This window comes from Natrinema hispanicum (assembly GCF_004217335.1).
GTDB classification, from domain to species: Archaea; Halobacteriota; Halobacteria; order Halobacteriales; family Natrialbaceae; genus Natrinema; species Natrinema hispanicum.
Window position 1 is genome coordinate 204,458 of sequence record NZ_SHMP01000003.1, and the last position, 20,006, is coordinate 224,463.

24 protein-coding genes and 1 pseudogene are annotated in these 20,006 nt (G+C 63.7%); 15 read left to right on the top strand and 10 right to left on the bottom strand.

Annotated elements, in window-relative coordinates; translation table 11 throughout:
• The first annotated feature begins 52 nt into the window (after window positions 1–52).
• The 3 genes and pseudogenes from BDK88_RS01715 (at window position 53) to lwrS (ending at window position 1,508) form a co-directional block, all read left to right on the top strand.
• The gene (locus BDK88_RS01715; RefSeq protein ID WP_130498888.1) at window positions 53–712 is read left to right on the top strand and encodes a helix-turn-helix domain-containing protein; all 660 of its coding nucleotides are present in this window, start codon (window positions 53–55) and stop codon (window positions 710–712) included.
• Window positions 713–817: 105 nt separating this feature from the next.
• Window positions 818–1,097: pseudogene (locus BDK88_RS01720) on the top strand (4a-hydroxytetrahydrobiopterin dehydratase).
• A 15-nt stretch (window positions 1,098–1,112) separates the two neighbouring features.
• Window positions 1,113–1,508: an LWR-salt protein gene (lwrS, locus tag BDK88_RS01725; protein WP_130498889.1), complete on the top strand. Its 396-nt coding sequence runs from the start codon at window positions 1,113–1,115 to the stop codon at window positions 1,506–1,508.
• A gap of 39 nt (window positions 1,509–1,547) precedes the next feature.
• On the opposite strand, the gene BDK88_RS01730 is transcribed toward lwrS, so the two are convergent.
• Window positions 1,548–1,781 carry a hypothetical protein gene (locus tag BDK88_RS01730; RefSeq protein ID WP_130498890.1) on the bottom strand — a complete coding sequence of 78 codons (234 nt, stop codon included), beginning with the start codon at window positions 1,779–1,781 and terminating at the stop codon, window positions 1,548–1,550.
• Between the two features lie 448 nt (window positions 1,782–2,229).
• Here BDK88_RS01730 and BDK88_RS01735 point away from each other — a divergent pair, with 448 nt between their 5' ends.
• From BDK88_RS01735 to BDK88_RS01755, 5 genes are all read left to right on the top strand, one after another.
• Entirely contained in the window at window positions 2,230–2,463 is a 234-nt protein-coding gene (locus BDK88_RS01735; protein WP_130498891.1) for a helix-turn-helix domain-containing protein, read from the top strand.
• The gene (locus tag BDK88_RS01740; RefSeq protein ID WP_130498892.1) at window positions 2,450–3,007 is read left to right on the top strand and encodes an HTH domain-containing protein; all 558 of its coding nucleotides are present in this window, start codon (window positions 2,450–2,452) and stop codon (window positions 3,005–3,007) included. Before BDK88_RS01735 ends, BDK88_RS01740 begins: the two co-directional genes overlap by 14 nt.
• Entirely contained in the window at window positions 3,004–3,804 is an 801-nt protein-coding gene (locus tag BDK88_RS01745) for a beta-ketoacyl-ACP reductase (protein WP_130498893.1), read from the top strand. Before BDK88_RS01740 ends, BDK88_RS01745 begins: the two co-directional genes overlap by 4 nt.
• Before the next feature lie 228 nt (window positions 3,805–4,032).
• Window positions 4,033–4,668, top strand: coding sequence for an HAD family hydrolase (locus tag BDK88_RS01750; protein ID WP_130498894.1), 636 nt, complete (start codon window positions 4,033–4,035; stop codon window positions 4,666–4,668).
• A gap of 169 nt (window positions 4,669–4,837) precedes the next feature.
• On the top strand, window positions 4,838–5,170 hold the full coding sequence (locus BDK88_RS01755) for a hypothetical protein (protein ID WP_130498895.1): 333 nt from the start codon (window positions 4,838–4,840) through the stop codon (window positions 5,168–5,170).
• 152 nt (window positions 5,171–5,322) lie between these two features.
• On the opposite strand, the gene hemA is transcribed toward BDK88_RS01755, so the two are convergent.
• The 4 genes from hemA to BDK88_RS01775 form a co-directional block, all read right to left on the bottom strand.
• Complete coding sequence (gene hemA / locus BDK88_RS01760; protein WP_130499764.1) at window positions 5,323–6,651, bottom strand: glutamyl-tRNA reductase; 1,329 nt, start codon at window positions 6,649–6,651, stop codon at window positions 5,323–5,325.
• A complete protein-coding gene (locus BDK88_RS01765) occupies window positions 6,651–7,307 on the bottom strand; it encodes a precorrin-2 dehydrogenase/sirohydrochlorin ferrochelatase family protein (RefSeq protein WP_130498896.1) in 657 nt (218 codons plus the stop codon). The genes hemA and BDK88_RS01765 overlap by 1 nt, the downstream gene beginning before the upstream one ends.
• Before the next feature lie 26 nt (window positions 7,308–7,333).
• Window positions 7,334–8,416, bottom strand: a complete 1,083-nt coding sequence (gene ahbB, locus BDK88_RS01770) for a siroheme decarboxylase subunit beta (RefSeq protein ID WP_130498897.1) — start codon at window positions 8,414–8,416, stop codon at window positions 7,334–7,336.
• A gap of 116 nt (window positions 8,417–8,532) precedes the next feature.
• The gene (locus BDK88_RS01775; protein ID WP_130498898.1) at window positions 8,533–8,937 is read right to left on the bottom strand and encodes a DUF5778 family protein; all 405 of its coding nucleotides are present in this window, start codon (window positions 8,935–8,937) and stop codon (window positions 8,533–8,535) included.
• 145 nt (window positions 8,938–9,082) lie between these two features.
• On the opposite strand from BDK88_RS01775, the gene uppS reads away from it, so the two are divergent.
• Window positions 9,083–10,015, top strand: a complete 933-nt coding sequence (uppS, locus tag BDK88_RS01780) for a polyprenyl diphosphate synthase (protein ID WP_130498899.1) — start codon at window positions 9,083–9,085, stop codon at window positions 10,013–10,015.
• A 1-nt stretch (window position 10,016) separates the two neighbouring features.
• Here uppS and BDK88_RS01785 read toward each other — a convergent pair whose 3' ends face one another.
• Window positions 10,017–10,622: an undecaprenyl diphosphate synthase family protein gene (locus tag BDK88_RS01785; protein ID WP_130498900.1), complete on the bottom strand. Its 606-nt coding sequence runs from the start codon at window positions 10,620–10,622 to the stop codon at window positions 10,017–10,019.
• A gap of 158 nt (window positions 10,623–10,780) precedes the next feature.
• On the opposite strand from BDK88_RS01785, the gene BDK88_RS01790 reads away from it, so the two are divergent.
• Window positions 10,781–12,103: a DUF92 domain-containing protein gene (locus BDK88_RS01790; protein ID WP_207225244.1), complete on the top strand. Its 1,323-nt coding sequence runs from the start codon at window positions 10,781–10,783 to the stop codon at window positions 12,101–12,103.
• A gap of 350 nt (window positions 12,104–12,453) precedes the next feature.
• On the opposite strand, the gene BDK88_RS01795 is transcribed toward BDK88_RS01790, so the two are convergent.
• The 3 genes from BDK88_RS01795 to BDK88_RS01805 all read right to left on the bottom strand — a co-directional run bounded on the left by BDK88_RS01795 (window position 12,454) and on the right by BDK88_RS01805 (window position 15,160).
• Entirely contained in the window at window positions 12,454–12,642 is a 189-nt protein-coding gene (locus BDK88_RS01795; RefSeq protein WP_130498901.1) for a hypothetical protein, read from the bottom strand.
• Between the two features lie 64 nt (window positions 12,643–12,706).
• Complete coding sequence (gene dnaG / locus BDK88_RS01800; RefSeq protein ID WP_130498902.1) at window positions 12,707–14,089, bottom strand: DNA primase DnaG; 1,383 nt, start codon at window positions 14,087–14,089, stop codon at window positions 12,707–12,709.
• A 177-nt stretch (window positions 14,090–14,266) separates the two neighbouring features.
• Window positions 14,267–15,160, bottom strand: a complete 894-nt coding sequence (locus BDK88_RS01805) for an ArsR/SmtB family transcription factor (protein WP_130498903.1) — start codon at window positions 15,158–15,160, stop codon at window positions 14,267–14,269.
• A gap of 285 nt (window positions 15,161–15,445) precedes the next feature.
• On the opposite strand from BDK88_RS01805, the gene BDK88_RS01810 reads away from it, so the two are divergent.
• The 5 genes from BDK88_RS01810 (at window position 15,446) to BDK88_RS01830 (ending at window position 19,197) form a co-directional block, all read left to right on the top strand.
• Window positions 15,446–15,730 carry a DUF3311 domain-containing protein gene (locus tag BDK88_RS01810; protein ID WP_130498904.1) on the top strand — a complete coding sequence of 95 codons (285 nt, stop codon included), beginning with the start codon at window positions 15,446–15,448 and terminating at the stop codon, window positions 15,728–15,730.
• On the top strand, window positions 15,727–17,205 hold the full coding sequence (locus tag BDK88_RS01815; protein ID WP_130498905.1) for a sodium:solute symporter family protein: 1,479 nt from the start codon (window positions 15,727–15,729) through the stop codon (window positions 17,203–17,205). The genes BDK88_RS01810 and BDK88_RS01815 overlap by 4 nt, the downstream gene beginning before the upstream one ends.
• 126 nt (window positions 17,206–17,331) lie before the next feature.
• Window positions 17,332–17,970: a hypothetical protein gene (locus BDK88_RS01820; protein WP_130498906.1), complete on the top strand. Its 639-nt coding sequence runs from the start codon at window positions 17,332–17,334 to the stop codon at window positions 17,968–17,970.
• Between the two features lie 48 nt (window positions 17,971–18,018).
• Window positions 18,019–18,246, top strand: coding sequence for a DUF7860 family protein (locus BDK88_RS01825; RefSeq protein ID WP_008011119.1), 228 nt, complete (start codon window positions 18,019–18,021; stop codon window positions 18,244–18,246).
• 51 nt (window positions 18,247–18,297) lie between these two features.
• Entirely contained in the window at window positions 18,298–19,197 is a 900-nt protein-coding gene (locus BDK88_RS01830) for an HFX_2341 family transcriptional regulator (RefSeq protein ID WP_008011118.1), read from the top strand.
• Window positions 19,198–19,331: 134 nt separating this feature from the next.
• Here the strand turns inward: BDK88_RS01830 and BDK88_RS01835 are convergent, their stop codons facing one another.
• Complete coding sequence (locus tag BDK88_RS01835) at window positions 19,332–19,577, bottom strand: hypothetical protein (protein ID WP_130498907.1); 246 nt, start codon at window positions 19,575–19,577, stop codon at window positions 19,332–19,334.
• Window positions 19,578–20,006 lie beyond the last annotated feature (429 nt).

Genomic DNA, 20,006 nt, shown 5'->3' on the forward strand with positions numbered 1-20,006 from the left:
GTCAGACTCACCGCAACAGCGGTTTTTACGCGATGGTGGTGTACGATGTATGATGTCGACGATAGCTGACCTCCGGCTTCCGGCGACGGAGACAGCGCTTGCGACCACGTTCGAGCGCGCACCGGAGGCGACGTTCGAACTCGAATCCTCGGTGTCGAAGACGCGGCCATCGCTGTGGGTGATCGGCGTCGATCGCGAGACGGTCGAATCCGCGCTTGCGGCCGATCCGTCGGTCGAGATCGCCGAACTGGTGGTCGAAACTGACTCGCGGCTACTGTACGACGTGGCCTTTGCTGAGGAGACGGGAACGGATCGCCTCTGGAACGAGGTGCTGGCCGACGGGGGCTCCCTCCTCGAGGCACGCGCAAGCGACGGCTGGTGGCAGGTGACGGTTCGCTACCGCACCCGCGACCAGCTCTGTAACACCTACGACCGGCTGGTCGAGCGCGGGATCAACGCCGACCTCCGACGGATTACCGACATAACCGACACCGGTGGCCACGAGACGCGACTGACGCCCGAACAGCAAGAGGCTCTCGAGGCTGCCCTCGAGCACGGCTACTTCGAGATCCCACGCGGCGTCTCGATGGAGGAGTTGGCCGACAAATTAGACATCTCACATCAGGCGCTCTCCGAGCGGTTCCGCCGCGCCTACGAGACGCTGGTCGATGCCGAACTCCAGCCTGCGGGCGAAGAATCACGACCCAACTGATGGTCGGTCGGCTGCCGATCGACCATAATGGACACGAATCGGGAGACGACGGCCGAATGGGAACGCGGGACAATCATTATTTGGATGGCTTGCGTTCGACCTCATATGGATGATCTACTTTCCGACGAGGAAATCGACGACCAACTCCCCGACGCGTGGGAGCGCGAGGACGACGAGATCGTCCAGGGTCTACGAGTTCGACGACTATCTTCGCGGCGTCAACTTCGCCCAGATGGTCGGCGAGATCGCCGAAGCGCAGTTTCACCACCCGGAGATCATCATCCGCTACTCCGGCGTCGAGATCCGGTTGACCTCCCACGAGGCAGGCGGCATTACCGACGACGACATCGAAATGGCAGAACTGATCGAGTCCGAACACAACTGACAACGTTCACCCCCGATGGACGCCCGCTACGCCTTCCGTGTCCGGATTCGTATCGAGCCGGCCCACGACGACGTCTCCATCGCGCCGAGCAGCGCCGAGACGACGGTCACGCTCTTTCTCGAGGCACCGGAGCCGGGCACCGAGGGGTGGCTCTTCTTCCGGGACACGCTGTGGCGCGGCGAGCTCGGCGACGAGGACTACGGCCGCCGCCTCGCCGCGGAGTGGCTTGGCGTTCCCGAACGAACCGTCCACGCGGTCGAGTTCCGAGAACTACAGACCGACCAGGCGTATTTCGACGCCCTGAAAGCCGAAATCGCGGCCGACCTCGAGCCGTTCAAGGCCGATACCGTCTCGGAAGTCATCTCGAAGTATCTGGGCTCGAGCGTTCGAGTGACCAAGACGGACGACTAGTCCTGCGGTTGTCTCGGGTGTTCAGTTTACCCGACTGGCTCAGCCCACATCGTCTGGATCGAGCTCTTCGAGCCGGCTCGCCGTCACCATCGGCTCGTCAGACGGGTCGAGGTGATACGCCCCCGAACACAGTTTGCAGAGCGTAAACTCCTCGGGCAGGCTCGAGCGCGGTCGCTCATAGATCTCCCGCGCATGAGAGAGTCCCTGACACTCGTGATATTCGTGATAACGGGTGGTACCGGCAGCGACGTAGACCGTCTCGTCGTCGCTCACGACCACTCACCTCCGTTTCCGCTCGTGTCTGGTCGGTTTGGATGGCGTGCCCTCCGGCGGTCCGTATCGCAGTGTGGTTCGGCAGCGTCGGCTGCTCGAGATGCGGAACTCGACTGTGGTGATCGAATCATCGTGATAGAACTGTTGACTTCCCACTAGTCCACGCGCCAGTATCACGATCTGGTATATGAAAGTATTGGCTACAATGACACTACTGAACGACGATCAGTTCGGGCCTGAGTACCGCCGTCGATCAGTGGTCCGTCGTAACCGCCCGTGAAACGACTTCTGTCGTGCGTTATGTGACGATTGAGTTCGTGCGTCGAGAGCCCACGGTATTGATTCGCATCGAATATTAGGGGGTGGTAATATATACTAAGAATAATATTGGTCATCGGTACCACACCTCTCTCCATCTTTATATAATTGCTTGTGGGCGTCTTCGGTGATGTCTACGAGCGAACACCAGTTGGCAACAGCAGGGGAACTCGCGGTTCCAGACGAAATCACATCACCACAGGCGAAACTCGTTTATCTCTCGGTTCTTGTCACTGAGGAGGCGAAAGCGGCCGATCTCCAGCAGATGCTCGGAGTGCCGAAACTCACCCTCTTTGCCGTCCTCGAGTCGCTCGCCGCGCAAGATCTCATCCAGCGCACTGGAGATTGCTATGTCTGCCGATAACGCTGCTGCTATTCCGGCTCTCGAGACCGACCTGATGGGAGCCGTTCGGGTCGACTGTTACGTGCGCTCGAACGTGCCGACTGCCGTTTCCGAGCAGCTCACCGAACTGCTCGAGCGGTTGCGGACGCTCGAAGAAACCGGCACCCTCGCCGACGTGCAGGTCTCCCAGTGGCCGGCCGAACGCGCGATCGGAGACACGGACCAGCCGACCCGGGAGGAACTCGTCGCCGAGTTCGACGAGTGGGCGACCGAGCACGGCTACTCGCTCGAGCCGGGGTTCTGTCGACAGCAGATCGACCTCTCACCGCTCGGGATCGATACCCCGAGTGAGACGATTCGGGTCCCGCTGGTGGCGCTTGCGTTCTACGACGACACAGACGAGAGCATGCAGGGCATCGTTCCATGCACGAACTCCGATCACGCCGACGGCAAGCGGACCTATACCGTCCACGAGTGGCTCACGGCCGTGGAACGGCATGCATCGGAGGCATCCCCGCACGGTACCCAAACGGAACAGCGTGCCCTCCTGGAGGGATCACAATGACGGCACAACTGCTCGAGGAGACGAGCGACTTGGAACTGCCGTCCCGGCAGCCACTTGCAGACCGGACGTGTCTGGTGACTGGATCATCACGAGGGATCGGACGCAGTATCGCGTGTGAACTCGGACGCTACGGTGCGACCGTCGTCGTCAACTATCGCTCGTCGGAAGCGGCCGCCCACGAGGTCGCCGAGACGATCAGCGATACCGACGGCGACGGAGAGGGGTATCCGGTTCAAGCCGACGTCACCGACCGTGACGAGGTCGACGCCATGCGTGAGGGTGTCCACGACGAACTCGGCGAGATCGACGTCCTCGTCAACAACGCCGGGATCACGCAGGATCGGCTCTTTGCCGACATGAGCCCCGAGGAGTGGCACCGCGCGATCGACGTCTCGCTCAACGGGGCGTTCAACTGCACGCACGCGTTCTACGACGACATCAAAGCTGCCGACGACGGCCGTCTCATCGCCATCTCGAGTGTGGTCGGGAAACAAGGCAACGTCGGCCAAGCGAACTACGCGGCGGCCAAAAGCGGCCTCTTCGGCTTTATTCGCTCGCTTGCCCTCGAGTTGGCACCGTCGGGTTCGACCGCCAACTGTGTCGCACCCGGCTTCACCCGGACCGAGATGGTCGAGGCCATCCCGGACGACGTGCAAGCAGAGATTCGCGACGAAATTCCGCTCGACCGATTCGCCAGCACGAGCGACATCGCCGGACTCGTCCGGTATCTCGCAAGCGAAGAGGCGGGATACATTACCGGCGAAGTCATCGACGTTAACGGCGGTATCGACCTCTAACGTCACTCGATCAGACGAACGAGAGACAGGCCGTGCGTCACGGTGTCTGAGAGATAGTATCTGCCATAGGACGTGAACGACTGGCGACGAGCGACTCGGTAGCGAGTACGCCACCCTTGTCGAGTCGGTGGTCGAGTACGCCGCCAGTTCGCTGTCGGTACGACCGTCGTCATCCGCGCCGGGCTGCCGACAGGCATTTAATCGAGAATCCCGTACATCTGTGTCCGAATGGCCGCTGAACCGGACTATGACTTCTGGCTGCTCGACCTCGATGGCACTCTCGTCGACGTCGAGTGGTCGTACACGCGGGAGGTGTTCGACCGGGTCGGCGACCGGCTTGGCCGTGAGTTCACCGATCGGGAAGCCGACATCCTCTGGAACGGGCTAACCGGCTCCCGGGACCGCCAGCTCGAGGAGTGGGGCGTCGACTCTCGTGAGTTCTGGACCGCCTTTCACGAAGAGGAAGACCCACTCGTGCGGGCCGAACAGACCTACCTCCACGACGACGCCGCGTTCGTCGCCGACCTCGATGCGCCGGTGGGGCTGGTCACCCACTGTCAGGAGTTCCTTTGTGAGCCCGTGTTAGATCACGTCGGGATCCGCGATTGGTTCGACGCACAACTGTGCTGTACCGAGGAGACAGGCTGGAAACCGGACCCCAATCCCGTCGAGCGCGTCATGGTCGACCTCGGCGTCGCGCACAACGGCCACCAGGGCGTGCTCGCGGGCGACGGTGCAAACGACGTCGGTGCAGCCTGGAACGCCGGGCTCGACGCGATCCATGTCGAGCGGGTCGGCCACGAGCGCCGTGGCCGGTGTGTCCTCGGCGACTATCGCGTCCAGTCGTTCAACGAACTTTACTAAAGACGGGCAGCAGTAACTGCGTCCAGAGACACCCGCGGCCGTCTTGCGATTGTGCCAGAACCGCCGTTCACCAACCCGTGACACGTCATATAACGCGTGTTCGTATTCACGGATTGTTACCATTTTCTCGACAGGAAAGCTTATGATGAGATACCCGGGTTATCGGAGCATGGCACGCGATACGCCGGTACAAAACCGAACTGACTCGGAACCAACAGACACACAGCTGCCGAATCTCGTGACGATCGTCGGCCGTGGCGTCCCCTCGAACTACGAAGTCGCCGTCGACGGCGACCTCGAGATGTTGGCGGCCGACCCGGTGGCCGAAGGAACCGTCGTTTCGGGCGGCGTCGCCGAGGGATCGATCGACGTCGGCGTCCAGCGCTTTCGCTTCTCCGGTGAGATGGCAAACGTCCGACTCGTCGACTGGAACGGCGACCAAGCGCCCGATTCTGCGAGCGTCCCGACGGTTCACGTCGAGTACGGCGCACCGCAACGATAACGCGCCAACCGCCTGGAGCTTGGAATCAGTACTGTAACAGTCTCCGCTCGGCTGTCGAGTGACGCCGCGCGCTTGTATGACCGTTCGAGAATAGTCTCAGCACGTCTCGAGTGCCACGAATCGAGTGCGAGCGGCGCGGCCACCGCGTCGAATCAGTCGTCGTCGGTCGCGCCGATGCCCGCGTCGCCGTTTACGGTGGTTGTCATCGAAGGTGGCGCGATCGGGCCATCGTTCCCGCCGAACTCCGGGTTAAACAGCTGGAGGGCAGTATGGATAGTGCTCCAGTCGTCCTCTGCGGCTGCCTCGCGAAGACTCTTGGTCGGCGGGGCGAGCAACTGGTTGACCAGCGAGTCGGCCATCGCCTCGACGACCTCGCGTTGCTCGGCAGACACCTCGTCGCCGCCCAGCCGCGAGAGCGCCGTCTCGACCTCTCGCTCTTTGATCCGTTCGGCGGACTCGTACATGGCCGCGATGGCCTCGTCGGCGCGGGCGCGTTTGTACTGTTCGATGAGCAACTCGAACTCGTGGTTGATCATCGCCTCGACCTCGTCGGCGGCGTCGGCTCGCTGCTCGTGTGTCTCAGCGGTGATCGTCTCGAGGTCATCCAGATCGAACACCTGCACTGCGGGCAACGAATCGGTCTCCGGCGCAACGTCGCGGGGCTGGCCGAGATCGACGATCACCTGTGGCTCCTCCTGTCCCTCGAGATGGCGGGGTTCGAGCACCGGCTCGTCGCTCCCAGTCGCCGCGACGACAACGTCGGCGTGGGTTGCGACCCGCTCGAGATCCGCGAGCGAGACAACGGTCATGTCAGTCTCGTCGTCAACGTCGCTGATGAGCTGTGTTGCACGCGAGACGGTGCGGTTGGCGACGACGAGTTCGTCGACGCCGGCGGCCGAGAGACTCCGAGCGGCGAGCTGTCCCATCTCGCCGGCTCCGACGACCAGCGCGGTCGCCCCCTCGAGATCGATCTCTTGGGCGGCCCGGCGCGTTGCGGCCGAGCCAAGCGAGACGACACCCTCGTTGATCGCGGTCTCGGTCCGGGCGCGTTCGCCGACGTGGATCGCCTTCGTGACGGCGGCCTCGAGCATCGAGCCGATTCCGCCGGCATCACGGGCGTCCTCGTAGGCGGCCCGTACCTGGCCGATAATCTGATCTTCACCGATAATGACCGAGTCGAGGCCGGCGGCCACACGCAGGAGATGGCGCAAGCTCTCGTCGTGGTCGGTCATTACGATCGCGTCGTCGTCGACGCCGGCAAAAAACTCCGAGAGCGCGGCGCGGCCGACGACGTGGTCTGGCCCGACGACGTATGCCTCGACGCGGTTACACGTCGATAGGACGTACGCTTCTTCGATATCGGACACGGTCAACAACTCCGTCACAGCGGTCGTCTGACTCTCGGGGCTGGCAGCGGCGAGCTGGTCGACGGTCCCACACCGGTGTGTAACCCGCGCTGCGGTGACAACCCCGGTCGAAATCACGACCGATCACCCCCAGTAGACAGATCCTCGGCGAGCACGTCCTCGATCACTTGGGAACTGTTAGAAGTACCGGTACGTAAAGCTGTCCAAACATCTGTAGAATTAACGACGTCAGTGACGATCTGTCGCCGCCGATCGGTCGCCACGTCCCGTGATTTGAGTTCCTCGCGTACCGCTGCACAGACCCGTGCCATCTCGCCGGCTCCCAAAAGCGTTTCCTCGAGTTGCTGGCGCAGATACTTGCTCAGCGCGGGTGCCTGCCCGCCGGTCGCGACCGACACCACGACGGGATCGTTGCGGACGGTCGCGGGGACGACGACGCTGCCGGGGTCGCGCTCCCCGGATCGATCCGCGCGATTGATAAGTGTGCCCCGTTCGCGGGCCGCGTCGGCGATGGCATCGTTGATCACATCGTCGTCGGTTGCGGCGACGACCAGCGCGGGGCTCGTCCGCTCGAGCCAGCCCGTGATCTCGTCGGCATCGGGCGCTGCTCGCACCAGTTCGGCCTCGCCGAAGTCACGATCGGCGAAGGCGGGGCTGACGACGATGACCCGCGCTTCGCGGGCGAACCGACGGGCCTTGCGAGCACCGACGGGGCCGCCGCCGAAGACGAGCACCGTCGCGTCCGTGAAATCGTGGAGTAGTGGAATCATTGTCACAGAGAGCCGTCCGATCGCTGCTATCGCGCTCTGGTGTTCGCGTCAGCACGTTCGTCCAGTCGAATCCCTGTCTTCTTCAAGATTTGTGTCGAAAACAGGGAGTCCCAGTCGTCCTCGGAGACGTCCCAGTACTCGGCCATCGTCTCGCGGACCTGCTCGATGCGGCGCTGACTTTCTGCCTCGCTGCGGCCGTGGGTCATCGCAAAGAAGTTGTACGGCCAGACGCCCTCGTGGCGCGGCCGCCGGTAACAGTGCGTGACGAAGGGCAGTGCAGCGACTTCGGGGCCGACCTCGGGGACGACTTCGTCGGGGACGTTCCAGACCGTCATCCCGTTTTCCGTGTATCCCAGCGCGTAGTGATTCGGCACGACGCCGATCCGGCGGATCTTGCCCTCGCGCTCGAAGCGTGTGACCGTCTCGAGGACCCAGTCGGTCTCCTGTCCGATCGCGTCAGCCACGTCCGCATACGGTGTCTCGGTCAGCGGGACGCCGCCTTGGATCTCGAGGACGAGGTCGCGTTCGGCCGGCGACAGCGTCGATTCGCCGGTCGGCGTCACGTCGGGACCGAGGTCCGAGCGGTCGATCCCGGCCGCCTCGATGTCCCCGTCGCCGTCGAGCGGGCCGTCGACGTAGAACTTGGCCTCGACGCGGAACTCGCGTTGTTTCGGCAAGTTGTACGTCTCTTGGCCCGTCTTGGCTTCAATCTCGGCGAGTACCTCCTCGACGCGGTCCTCATCTGCGACACTGACGACGAACCAGACGTTCAGGTGGGGGTGCTCGCGCTCGTAGTTGTGGGCTACCTCGCGGTGGTCGTTGACCTGTTCGACGATCTCGTCGAATCGGTCTTCCGGGGCGTGCATGGCGACCAACGTCGCCGCGCCGCCGATCTCCTGGGCGTTGACGAGCGGGCCGAACCGCGAGAGGACGCCGCGGTCGTCTAAGTCACGAATCGTCTCGAGCAACCCCGTCGCGTCGATGTCGACCCCGGTATCGCGTATGGCAGCCGCAGCAGGCTCGAACGGTCGTTCGACGACGGGAAACCCGCCCTGAAAAGCGTTGACGACCGCCCGTTCGCGCGCCGTGAGGTCGACGTCCGTATTCATACGTCATACTCGGAACTACCGAAGTATAAGCAACTCGGAGCCGGCTCTCCGAAACAACTCGTGATCGCTCGGCGGGCCGCTCGCGAGCGTGCTCTCGTCGCTCCGTTCGAGTGCGACTACTCGCCTTCGACGCCAGTCACGTCAAAGCCCAGCTCACGGATGTCCTCGAGAATCGCCTCGTGGTCGGCGCTGGCTTCGTAGTAGATGACGATGTCGAAGCTGCCCTCGCGCAGCAGTTGCTGGCACTCCCAGACGAACTCCTCGTCTTCGAGGGTCAGTCCTTGATGCTGGTTCGAAGAGAAATCGGTGTCGTCGTTGCCCGAGTAGACGTAGCAGTCTTTCGGGTCGTGACCCGCGTGTTCGGCGATGATGTCGCCGACGTCGATCGTCGCCTGCATCATCTGGACGTCTGCCTGTCCATCGTAGTCGGTATGGACGATCGCGCCGTTGAGTTCGATCTCGCCGGGCTCGAGCAAGGCCTTGGTTCGCTGGTAGAGGTCGTCGTCGATTGCGTCTGCCATTGAGCAGCCGTACTCAGGCTGGACGGATAGCCGTCACGATTCCCGCGTTTCGAGTTGCGACGGTGAGCCGACAGCCTACGTGTCCCGTCTATTGTCGACCAGTACCACACAAGACACATAGTCGCCGGTGACCTTCAACCGGGTAATGAAGCGGTGGCTCCGTCAGCGCGTCGACGCGGCCTACGAACGGCTGCTCTCACGTGAAATCTCCGGCGCGCCGACCCACGTTGCGGTGATCCAAGACGGCAACCGACGATACGCTCGAAAACAGGGCGGCGACGCCCACGAGGGGCACCGTGCCGGTGCGAAGACGACCGAACGCGTCCTCGAGTGGTGTCAGGACATCGGCGTCGAGGAGTTGACGCTGTATGCGTTCTCGACGGAGAACTTCGAGCGCCCGCCCGACGAGCGGGAAGCGCTGTTCGACCTCCTCGAGGAGAAGCTTCGCGAGTTCGCAGACGCAGACCGCGTCCACGACAACGAAGTCCACATTCGAGCGCTCGGCGACGTCGACCGGCTCCCCGAGCGGGTCCGCGAAGCCGTCGCCTACGCCGAGGACCGAACCAGCGACTACGACGAGTTCGTTCTCAACATCGCGCTGGCCTACGGCGGTCGCGCACAGCTGCTCGAGGCCGTCCGCGGCGTCGCCGACGCCGTCGACGCGGGCGAGTTAGCGCCCGACGAGATCGACGTCGAGGACATCGAGCAACGGCTCTACGACCAGCCGGTGCGTGACGTCGACCTAATCATCCGGACCGGCGGCGACGAGCGAACGTCGAATTTCCTCCCGTGGCACGCCAACGGCAACGAGGCCGCCGTCTTCTTCTGTACGCCATACTGGCCGGAGTTCTCCAAGGCTGACTTCCTGCGTGGAATCCGGACCTACGAACACCGCCAGGAGTCCTGGCGGCGCACTCGCGCCCGGCGCGCGCTGGCCCTGCTGGGCGCGGTCAGCGAACCGGAACTCGCCGACGCCCGCGCGATCGTCGACCGGTTCCGTGACTCGCTCCCCTCGAGCGAACGACCCGATGCCGGCGAGTTCGAGAGCGGCGACTCGAGCAGCCAGATCGCAGACTAAATCACCGGCCGAACCGCCGTGACCGGTTGCAGTATTCGCGAACCGCCCGCAGGAAATCCCGTTTGCGGAAGTCCCGCCAGTTGACGTCGGTAAAGTACAGCTCCGAGTAGACCGACTGCCAGATCATAAAATCAGAGAGCCGCTCCGCGCCGGTCTTGATCACTAAGTCCGGCTCGGAGGGAAAGACGAGGTGAGCTTCGACATCCTCGTCGTCGATCTCGTCGGGCGCTAACTCGCCCGCATCGACGCTCTCGGCGAGGGTCTGGACGGCGCTGGTGAACTCGTGTTTTCCGCCGAGGCCGATCCCGATCCGAATCGGCGCGTCCGCGCGTGCCTTGTCTTCCGGCCCGCGAACGGCGACTGGCCGGGGTGCATCGATTCGCTCGAGTTCGCGTTGCAGGGCTGGCACCGCCGCCGCGTCGAGGACGCTGACGTAGACGGTTACCTGCGAGGCGTATTCGACGGCCCACTCGAAGAAGTCCGTCAGCGTCTCGTAGGCACCCCGCTCTAACAGGTCGCGCTCGGTAATCACGAGCGCGATATGATCGGGCGGATCGCCGTCGTGGCGGCGGATCCGGAAGGCCAGATACCGTTCGTACAGTCCCACACCCGTGCTTTCGGGGCGGGTATGATACGGGTTACGGGTTCCGTTGGATAGCTGAGCGATAGCTCTGATCGGGCGAGTGAAACGCTAAGGGTAGCAAAAACCGACTCGAGGCGGGTTCACGAACCTTGAAGTAATCGCCACAGAAAGGGACCGATATCGTGACGGCACCCGTTCGGCAAGCTGGCGTGTTTGCAGCCCTCTGTACGCTGTCGCTTGCGGTTCCGCTTGCCGGTCCGCGCGTCGGAGCCGCCGTCGCCGGCATCGTCCTGTTGGGTGCCTACGTCATCACCGACGGCCCGCTGTTCGACCTGCTCGCGTATCCGGGCGACTACGAGGATTCACGGCTCTATGGCCTCATCACGTTCGTCCTCGCGGCGGTCGCACTCGGGCTGATGGCGACCGCGGCGTCGATGCCGGTCGCCGTCTTCGTCGGAACGATCCTGCTCGTCGGCTACGGCAACCTCGGCGAGCAACTCGTCAGGCTGCGAACCGACGGGCCCGTCGTTCGTGTCGTCGGTTTCTGTCTAACGGCAGCCGTGGCGGCCGTCGCCGGACAGGCCATCACCCGCTCGCTCGCCGGAGATACCGTCGTCTCGGCACTTCCCATCATGGTCTTTCTGGCGGCCAGCGGTGCATTTCTCGCCGCGCTGTTGCGTGACATGCTGTTGCGATCCGACGACCCCATCGTCGTCCTCTCGGTTGGGCTCTTGTTGTGGCTGCTCGCGGAACTCCAGCCGACCATCGGCCCAACGGAACTGCTCATCGCGCTCGCGGTCACCGTCGCGCTCGGCTATACGTCATACGCGCTCGAGACGGCCTCGATCGCCGGGATGCTCACCGGCGTGTTGCTGGTGTTGCTGACGACCGTCCTCGGCGGCTACGGCTGGTTTGCCGTCCTCGTTTCCTTTTTCGCCATCGGCGGCCTCTCGACGAAGTTCCGCTACGAGGAAAAGACGGAACTCGGCGTCGCCGAGGACAACAACGGCGCACGTGGAAGCGGCAACGTGCTCGGCAACGCCGCGGTCGCGCTCGTCGCCGTCCTCGGCTATGCGGCCAGCGACGCCGGCTTGCTCCCCCACGAACCCGAACTCTTCTTATTCGCCTTTACCGGCTCGATCGCCACCGCAATGAGTGATACCCTCTCGAGCGAAATCGGGAGCGTCTTCGACCGGCCGCGACTGATTACGACCCTCAAGCCAGTCGAGCCCGGCACCGATGGCGGTGTCACCTGGCAGGGAGAACTCGCCGGCATCGTCGGTGCAGCCATCGTCGCCATCATCGCCACCGGGCTCTTTCCCGAAATGAGTGGCGGCGGTGCGACGATCATCGTCGCCGCCGGGATCGCCGGGATGACCGTCGATAGCCTGCTCGGCGCAACGCTCGAGGGGTCGATACTTGGCAATCAGGGTGTGAACTTCCTTGCGACGCTGTCCGGTGCGCTCGTCAGTGTCCTGCTAGTGGTTACGTTTGTCCTCGGCTGACGGGAGGACCGATCGACCGGCGACGGGCGACGGGAGAGAGTGGTCAGAGACGAACCGCTGCGGATGAGACGAGAGCCAGCGTCATCGGCGGTGGCACTTCCAGCCGGCGAAATACGTGGCTATGAGAAGTGGTGTGACTGATACTACCGGACAAAAGTCAGTGAATACTCGATCGCGTCTCGAGTGCGATCGATGTCTGAACCGTTGTGCCCGGCAGTATGAGACGACCGTCGTTTGGGGACGGCAAGACGCAGCGCCGACCGACCGTCGCAGCCGAACTCCTGTCACTGGATCGCGCCACACCCGGATAACGGGGTCGTGGGGACCGGCACTAACTGACGATCGGTCGTTCAGTCGTCAGCAGTGTGGAACGCGCCGTCCGAGGCCGTCGATTCGGACGAGCGCTCGGATCGATCGTCAACTCGATCGACCCACTCGGCGGGATCCGCGTCGGTCGTATTATCGGTCGTCGTCGCCCAGAACATCATCCAGACCCATGCGCCGAGGAGTGCGACTGCGACAGATACTGGGGGCGTCATAGTCGTCGCTCAGGACCGATAGCATATGAACGGCTCGGACCCGGACAGCCGGTGAACCCTGCTGTCATTCCCCGTCCGGGCGCTGCTCGGCGACGTCGTCGATCGCATGGATCCGCACGTCGGTCGGCCGTTTGGTGAACTGCCCGAGCGAGCGTGCGATGATCCGGTCGACACCGCGGTCGGCCGCCAGATCGAGCAGACGCTGATCGAGGATTTCGTCGAGGACGACCGTCGTCGGCACCGGCTCGAGCTCCTCGAGTGCGTTGTAGGCGTCGCTCGCGTCGGCGTCGTCGATCCGCTCGGCGTCGGCGTCGAGAAACCGGACGCGATCGGTGTTGGCCCGAACGACCGCGGCCGCGTGCCCGTAGATCGTCTCAGGGCCGCGGTCAGCATCGGATTCGGCAGCGGTCGCGTCGGAGTGTGTCGGTTCCGAGTCGGCCGCGTCCGGCTGTGGCTGACTCGTCGTTGTCGCCTCGACATCGTCGGTTGCGTCGATCGTTGTATCCGGCTGTGCAGTCGATTCACAGGTCGCTGTGCGGTCGGATTCTGTGGTGGTTGGTGTCCCGGCCGTGTCGTCGGTCGGCAGCGGTGCCGGCGTCGTACTGCCGTCGGTAGCGGCGACGGCTTCTCGAGGCTCGTTGAGCTCCGAGACGGTCTCGTAGGGAACCTTGTTCCGGAGGGCAGCGAACACTTCGTGGTGATCGAGCTCCTCGACGGAGCTATCCGCGGGGGCAAACGCGACGTAATCGATGTCGCCGACCTGCGCGAGTTCCTCGAGAATGAGATCGCCACCGCGGTCACCGTCGAGGAAGGCCGTAACTGTGCGATGGCGGGTGAGTTCGGCCACGGCATCGGGGACGCTCGTCCCTTCGACCGCGATCGCGTTTTTGATGCCGTACTTGAGCAGGGTGAGGACGTCGGCTCGACCCTCGACGACGATAATGGCGTCGCTGTCGGTGACCCGTGGGCCGGCGGGCAGGCCCTCGTACTCGGTGATGTCCTCGACGCGGACGTGCTGGCGAACTTCTGCCAAGATCTCGTCGGAGGACATAATCGAGTCGTCGAAGCCCGTTCGGAGGAGTTCCTTCGCGCGGTCGACGACTTCCTTTCGCTTTGCCGCGCGTACGTCCTCGATCTCGCGGACTTCGAGGTCGGCCCGGCAGGGACCGACGCGCGTGATCGTCTCGAGCGAAGCCGCGAGCGTTGCAGTTTCGACCTTATCGAGACTCGTCGCGATGGTGACCTGTCCGTGAGACTGACCGCTAGTGCTCGAGATTTCGACATCGATGCGACCGACTTTGCCAGACTGCCGGAGATCGCGGAGGTCGAGTTCGTCGCCGAGCAGCCCTTCGGTCTGCCCGAAGATCGCGCCGACGACGTCGCTGCGCTCGACGACCCCGTCAGCCGTGACGTCCGCGTGGATGAGATATTTTGATGTGTCTTCCATTGGGAATCTGTCCCCGCGAGGGGCGCGGTGACGCGGGAGTCGCGTACAGAGACCGGTTTATATATGATTTCGTTCGTGGGGGAGAAATAGCTGTTGACCTCTGGAGGCACCGATCGGGTGTGTGCAGTCGGACTGTGACGGCCTCTCCGACAGCAGTGTGTCGATGGCAACACGCGATCAGTACGTCGGCCGATACCAGTACCAGTAGAGCACCACTGCAAGCAAGACGACGAGGCCGCCGAGGAAGAAGAGCACTCCTGGTGGCACCGTCTCGACCATCGCCTCCGCTGCATCCACACTGCTGTCACTCGCGTTCTGTACTGCCTCGTTGCCGGTATCAAGCGCCGAATCGGAGGCTTCGCTGCTGGCATCGAGCGACGAATCGGGAGCGTCCGCGCTCTCGGCAGCCGCACTCTCAGCGTCCGCACTCTCGGCGTCCGCACTCTCAGCGTCCGCGCTGGTAGTCTCGGTTTCGTTCACGGTGGCGATTCCGATATCACCGCCGTCGCTCGAGCCGTTCCCCGTCCCGCTGGTTGCCCCGCCGTCCCCCGTCGTGGTTGTATCACGGCTGTCGCTCCCGGCCGCGCCTGCGGGCTTCGATTCGTCAGCGACCGGTTCAGTCCCAGTCGGCACGAGCCAGCGCGTCAGTGTGTACTGCACCAGCAAACTCCCGCCTGCGAGTGCGCCGATCCCGCCGAGAAGCCGCGAGAGCGCCGCCTTGAGTTTCGCCGCCCGCGACTCGTCGCTGGTGACGATCAGCGGCCCGTCGGTCGTCGCGTAGACGCTCATCTCGTTGCCCCGCGAGGAGTACCACGTGTCGACGACCGTGACGAGCCCGGCCTCCTCGAGGTTTCCTAAGTGATAGCGGACGTTCTGGATCGAGGAATCGATCGCGTCCGCGATGTCGCTTGGTGTCCCGGGTTCCTCGTCGAGCCGTGCATAGATTTGCCGCGCCGTCGTCGAGGAGAGGGCGCTGAAGACGGCGTCAGCGTCCTCGCCCTCGAGCTCGACGACGCGGGGCTGGCCCTCCTCGGTCGTCGTCTCGGAGCGGAAGGGGAACAGCCGGGCCATATAGTCGATTCGTACTCGCTGGCAGATTCATATATGTTTTTCCTCGATGAAATACCGATTGTAGCTATCGGTGCCACTGACCATCACGGCCCCTGGTCGCACGACAGGAGCGCGGGTCGGGGCGAGCACCGTGAGCGAGAACCGCAGACTGTGCGATCAGTGTGACTCGGTTCGATCACTGGCTTCTCGAACCGGCGAGCCGACGAGCCCATATCGATGAACAAATCTCTTCGATAGCAGGAATCGAACAGAAAGAACTACCCATATCGAGGGAAACAGTCACATATGAACCGGAACGAGTTGGGGATCTGGATCGTGGTCGCGGTCGTCCTCGCCGGACTGACGGTCCCGTGGTTCCTGTGGGGATCGGCGACCGTCGTCGCTGGGCTGCCAGTATGGCTCTGGTGGCACATCGGCTGGATGGGGCTTGCGTCGGTCGTCTTCTGGATTTTCGCCCAGCGTGCCTGGGGAATCGGCATCGAGTCAACGGACGACGACGGCTCGAGTGAGAGGCGAGTGGGGGGTCCCGGCCGGACTCGAGAGCCGCGAACCGGCGGTGATTCGCCGTGAGAGCGGTCACGCTACAGCTGACGATCATCGTCGGCTATCTCCTGATCGCACTCGCAATCGGGCTCGTTGCCTACCGCCTGACCGAGCGGACCGCAGAGGACTTCTATCTCGCAAGTCGCACGCTGGGGACGGTCGTGTTGCTGTTTACGACGTTCGCGACGCTGTTATCGGCGTTTACCTTCTTCGCCGGCCCGAACATCGCCTACGCACAGGGGCCCGAGTGGATCCTCGTTATGGGGCTGATGGACGGCATCATCTTCGCCATCCTCTGGTATGTCATCGGCTACAAACAGTGGTTGCTCGGCCAGCAGTATGGCTACGTCACCCTCGGTGAGATGCTCGGCGACCGCTTCGGGTCGCGGTGGCTTCGTGGGCTCGTCGCCGCCATCAGCCTGCTCTGGCTGTTCCCCTACGTCATGCTCCAGCAGGTCGGCGCTGGCACGGCACTCGAGGCCCTGACCGACGGCGCAGTGTCCTACGAACTGGGGGCGGGCCTGATCACGGTATTCATGATCCTCTATGTCGTCGCCGCCGGGATGCGCGGGGTCGCCTGGACCGACACGCTCCAGGGCGCGTTCATGCTCGTGACGACCTGGGTCGCGCTGCTGTGGGTGCTCGCGACCGTCGGCGGCCCGAGCGCGGCGACCGCTGCGCTCGCATCGAGTCCGGACACAGCCGGGTTCCTCTCGCTCGGTAGCAGCTACTACACGCCCCAGTGGATGCTTTCGACGGCGATCACGATCGGGTTCGGCGTCGCGATGTTCCCGCAGGTCAACCAGCGCTTCTTCGCCGCCGGCTCGAAGGCCGTGCTCAAGCGGTCCCTTGCCCTCTGGCCGATCCTCTGTGTGTTGCTCTTCGTCCCCTCGTTCATGCTCGGGGCGTGGGCCGCCGGCCTCGAGGTCGCGATTCCCGAGGGAGCGAACGTCCTGCCGTTGATCCTCGATGCGTACACCCCAACCTGGTTCGCTGCACTGATCATCGCCGGCGCGATGGCCGCGATGATGTCGTCCTCGGACTCGATGTTGCTGTCTGGGTCGTCGTATTTCACGCGGGATCTCTACCGGCCGTTCGTCGATCGAGGCCTCTCCGACAGCCGAGAAGGGCTGCTAGCCCGCGGCGGCGTCGTGATCTTTGCCACTGCGGCCTTCGTCGCCAGCCTGTTTCAGCCGGCAACGCTGTTCGACCTCGGGAACGCCGCCTTCAGCGGCTTCGCCCAGCTCGCACTGCCGGTCCTCCTTGCCCTCTACTGGCGCAAGATTACGCGCGCCGGGATCACCACTGGCATCCTCGCGAGCCAGGGGTTTTACATGGCGAGCCTCTTCGTCGCCGCTGTCCCGGGGTCCTACGCAGGCTGGTCGGCTGGCCTCGTCGGGATGGGACTTGGCCTCCTCGTCACCGTCGTTGTCTCGCTGGTCACCTCGCCGGCGGCCGACGAGCAGCGCGCGATCTACTTCGACGGCCTCGGTGCCGACTGATACGGTCTGCGATCACTGTTTCCCGGCGCACAGGGGGTCGCGGGTGCGCCGGCGCTGACCGAGAGGCGTCCGTCTGACCGAGTCGAATCGCCACCCTGAACGGTCCCGATTGCATAGCCGGCGACCATGACGATCGATCTCCCGGCCGCGGTCGCCGACGACTGGCGGCGGCTCGGCACGCAGACCGAGAAACGACGACTCTCGCTGATGACGATCACCGCCGAGACGACCGTCTTCGAACACCGGCCGACAGCTGACGCACTCGAGCGGCTCCGCGCCAGCGGCTCGATCCCAGCCCGATCGCTGTTTCTCATCGAACTGCAGCTCAACCCGTCGCTGTCGACAATGGGGCTGTCACCGAGCGATGCCCTCGGGATGGCTGCCCCGAAAGCCCGCACGGGATTCGTCGAGACGATCGAAGACGACGGTATTATCGTCGGCGACGAACGCACGAGCGAGCATATCGACCGCCCGGACGGCACCGTCGGCCATCTCACCGTCTTCGAGGCTGACTATCCAGTCGACACCGACTCGGCGGCTGACGACGATGGTGACGCTGACGCCGCGACGATCGACGCCGAAGCCCACATCGCCATCTGGCCCGCAACGGATACGTACGTGATGGCTGGCGGGCTGGTGCCGCTCGAGGCCCCCGACGAGCCGGCCACCCTCGAGGCCGCCCTCGACGTCGATCCGGCCCGCGACCGGGAGGCGATCGTGGATCTGTTCAGAGGGCTCGACCTCGAGGCGACAGACGAGGACTGACCGCGCTGCTGTCGAAACGATTACGTAGCCGACCGTCGATGCGTCGCTATGGCACACTATAGCGGCCGCGATCACTCGGAGCTGGCAAAGACCGGCTTCTTCCTCGGGCTCGCCCTGTTCGTCGTCGGGACGGGCAGCGAGCTCGTCGGCCACGCGATGTTCGGATCGCTTCCTCAGTGGGAGAACACGCTGTTTTTCGCCCTGACGATGATCGGCTTCGCGATCGGCTTTGCCTCGCCGTTCGTGTTCGGTATCGTCATGCCGCTTGTCGAGTAACGCGGATACCGACTCGGTGGTTTTGTAACGGCTCCTGCCTCAGTGTCGACCATGCAAACACACATCGTCCCGGTCGGCTTCGATTACGACCGGCTGATCGCGCCGCTCGTGCGCGACCAGATCGACGTCGACAGCGTCATTTTGCTCGAGGGAGCCGTCGGCAGCGAGGCCAACGTCGAGTACTCCCGGCACCTCTCGAAGAAACTCGAGACGGACTTCCGGAACCTGCTGGGAGCCGAAACCGAGCGGTTCGTCTTAGAGGACGTCTACGACTACGACGAGGCGTTCGAGCAGGCCTACGAGCTTATCACCGCTGAACTCGACGCCGGCAACGAGGTCTGGGTCAACGTCGCCGCGATGCCCCGGACTGTCAGCTTCGCCTTCGCCAACGCCGCCCACTCGCTGATGGTCGAACGCGAGGAAGACCGCGAGGGCATCCACACCTATTACACTGCCCCGGAGAAGTACTTAGAGACCGAACTCGCCGAGGAACTGCGCGAACAGATCGCCTTGCTCGAGGACCTTCGAGAAGACAACGACGGGATCGAAGACGATCGGATCGGGAGCCGCCTCGAGAGCGCCCGCGATCTGCTCGCCGAGTTCGACGAACGCGGGACGACCATTGGTGCAAAGGAAATCGACGGCAAACACATCGTCGAGTTGCCGGTTGCATCCTTCTCTAACGTCAAGCCGTTCGAGGAACTGATCCTGTACAAACTCGGCGAGGGCGGCGAGTTCGACTCCGTCTCGGAACTCGCCGAATCGCTGGCGCGTGAACTCAACGAGGAGTATACCGACAGTTTCCGGTCGAAGGTCATCTACAACGTCGACCGGCTGGGCCCCGGCGGCAAAGGGTACATCGAGCGCGAGGAACACGGCAAGTCCTACCGGACCAGACTGTCCCGGATCGGCGAATTGTGGGTGCGGGCTCACTCCGACGGCGACGCCTGAGACGGTTTCCTGTCGCTGGGTACCGGTGGGACCGTAGAATGGTCGCGGGTCGCAAGTGCACCGGCGCTGACTGACAGTAGACCGTATGACGGTCAAACGGACCGACACCGGCGTCGTGGTGTGAGGCGACCGCCCTACTCGCTGGTGTGGTCGTCCCAGTCTGTAAAGCAATCCTCCGGCTGCACGTCGCGGATCGCCTCCTCTCCTTCGGCGGGAATATGCTGGAAACAGCGCGGTTCGTTCTCCGACGTGGCGATCCACGCCGCCTCGTTCCCACAGACGGCACATTTTGGAGCGCCGCCGACACGGAGTGCGTACCACCAGCGCCATTTATCGAACCGGTCGCGGAGACGCGCCCGCAGCCGTGCGAGGGCGCTCACGGTCGATCGCCCCCCTCGAGGCGGTCGCCATCGGTACTCATACGCGTTCCTAGAATCTAACGGTACTTTTGCGCTCTGCTCTCGAGGCCGGTGTCTCGCCACTCCGCGGACTGGAGGCAGTCAGCACGGACGAATCTAGACACGCTCGAGCACTGGCCGACGAAACACCTAACACCGTTCCCGGGGCAAGAGACACGTATGATGCAGTGCGTCGCGGCGACCGTTTGCCCGTTTGACGGCCCGCGTGGCACCGTTTTTGTATCAGGGCGGACGTAACGATTTACAGGAGTTCGACCGAACGCGTGGTCGAACTCTTTTAATGACTTACGTCCGCCCTGATAGGGGCTCTATAGCCCCGCATTCCTTACCCCGTTTCGACGGATGTATTGTCGCCGACCAGCATTCACCGAGCAACGACTCATATGGACG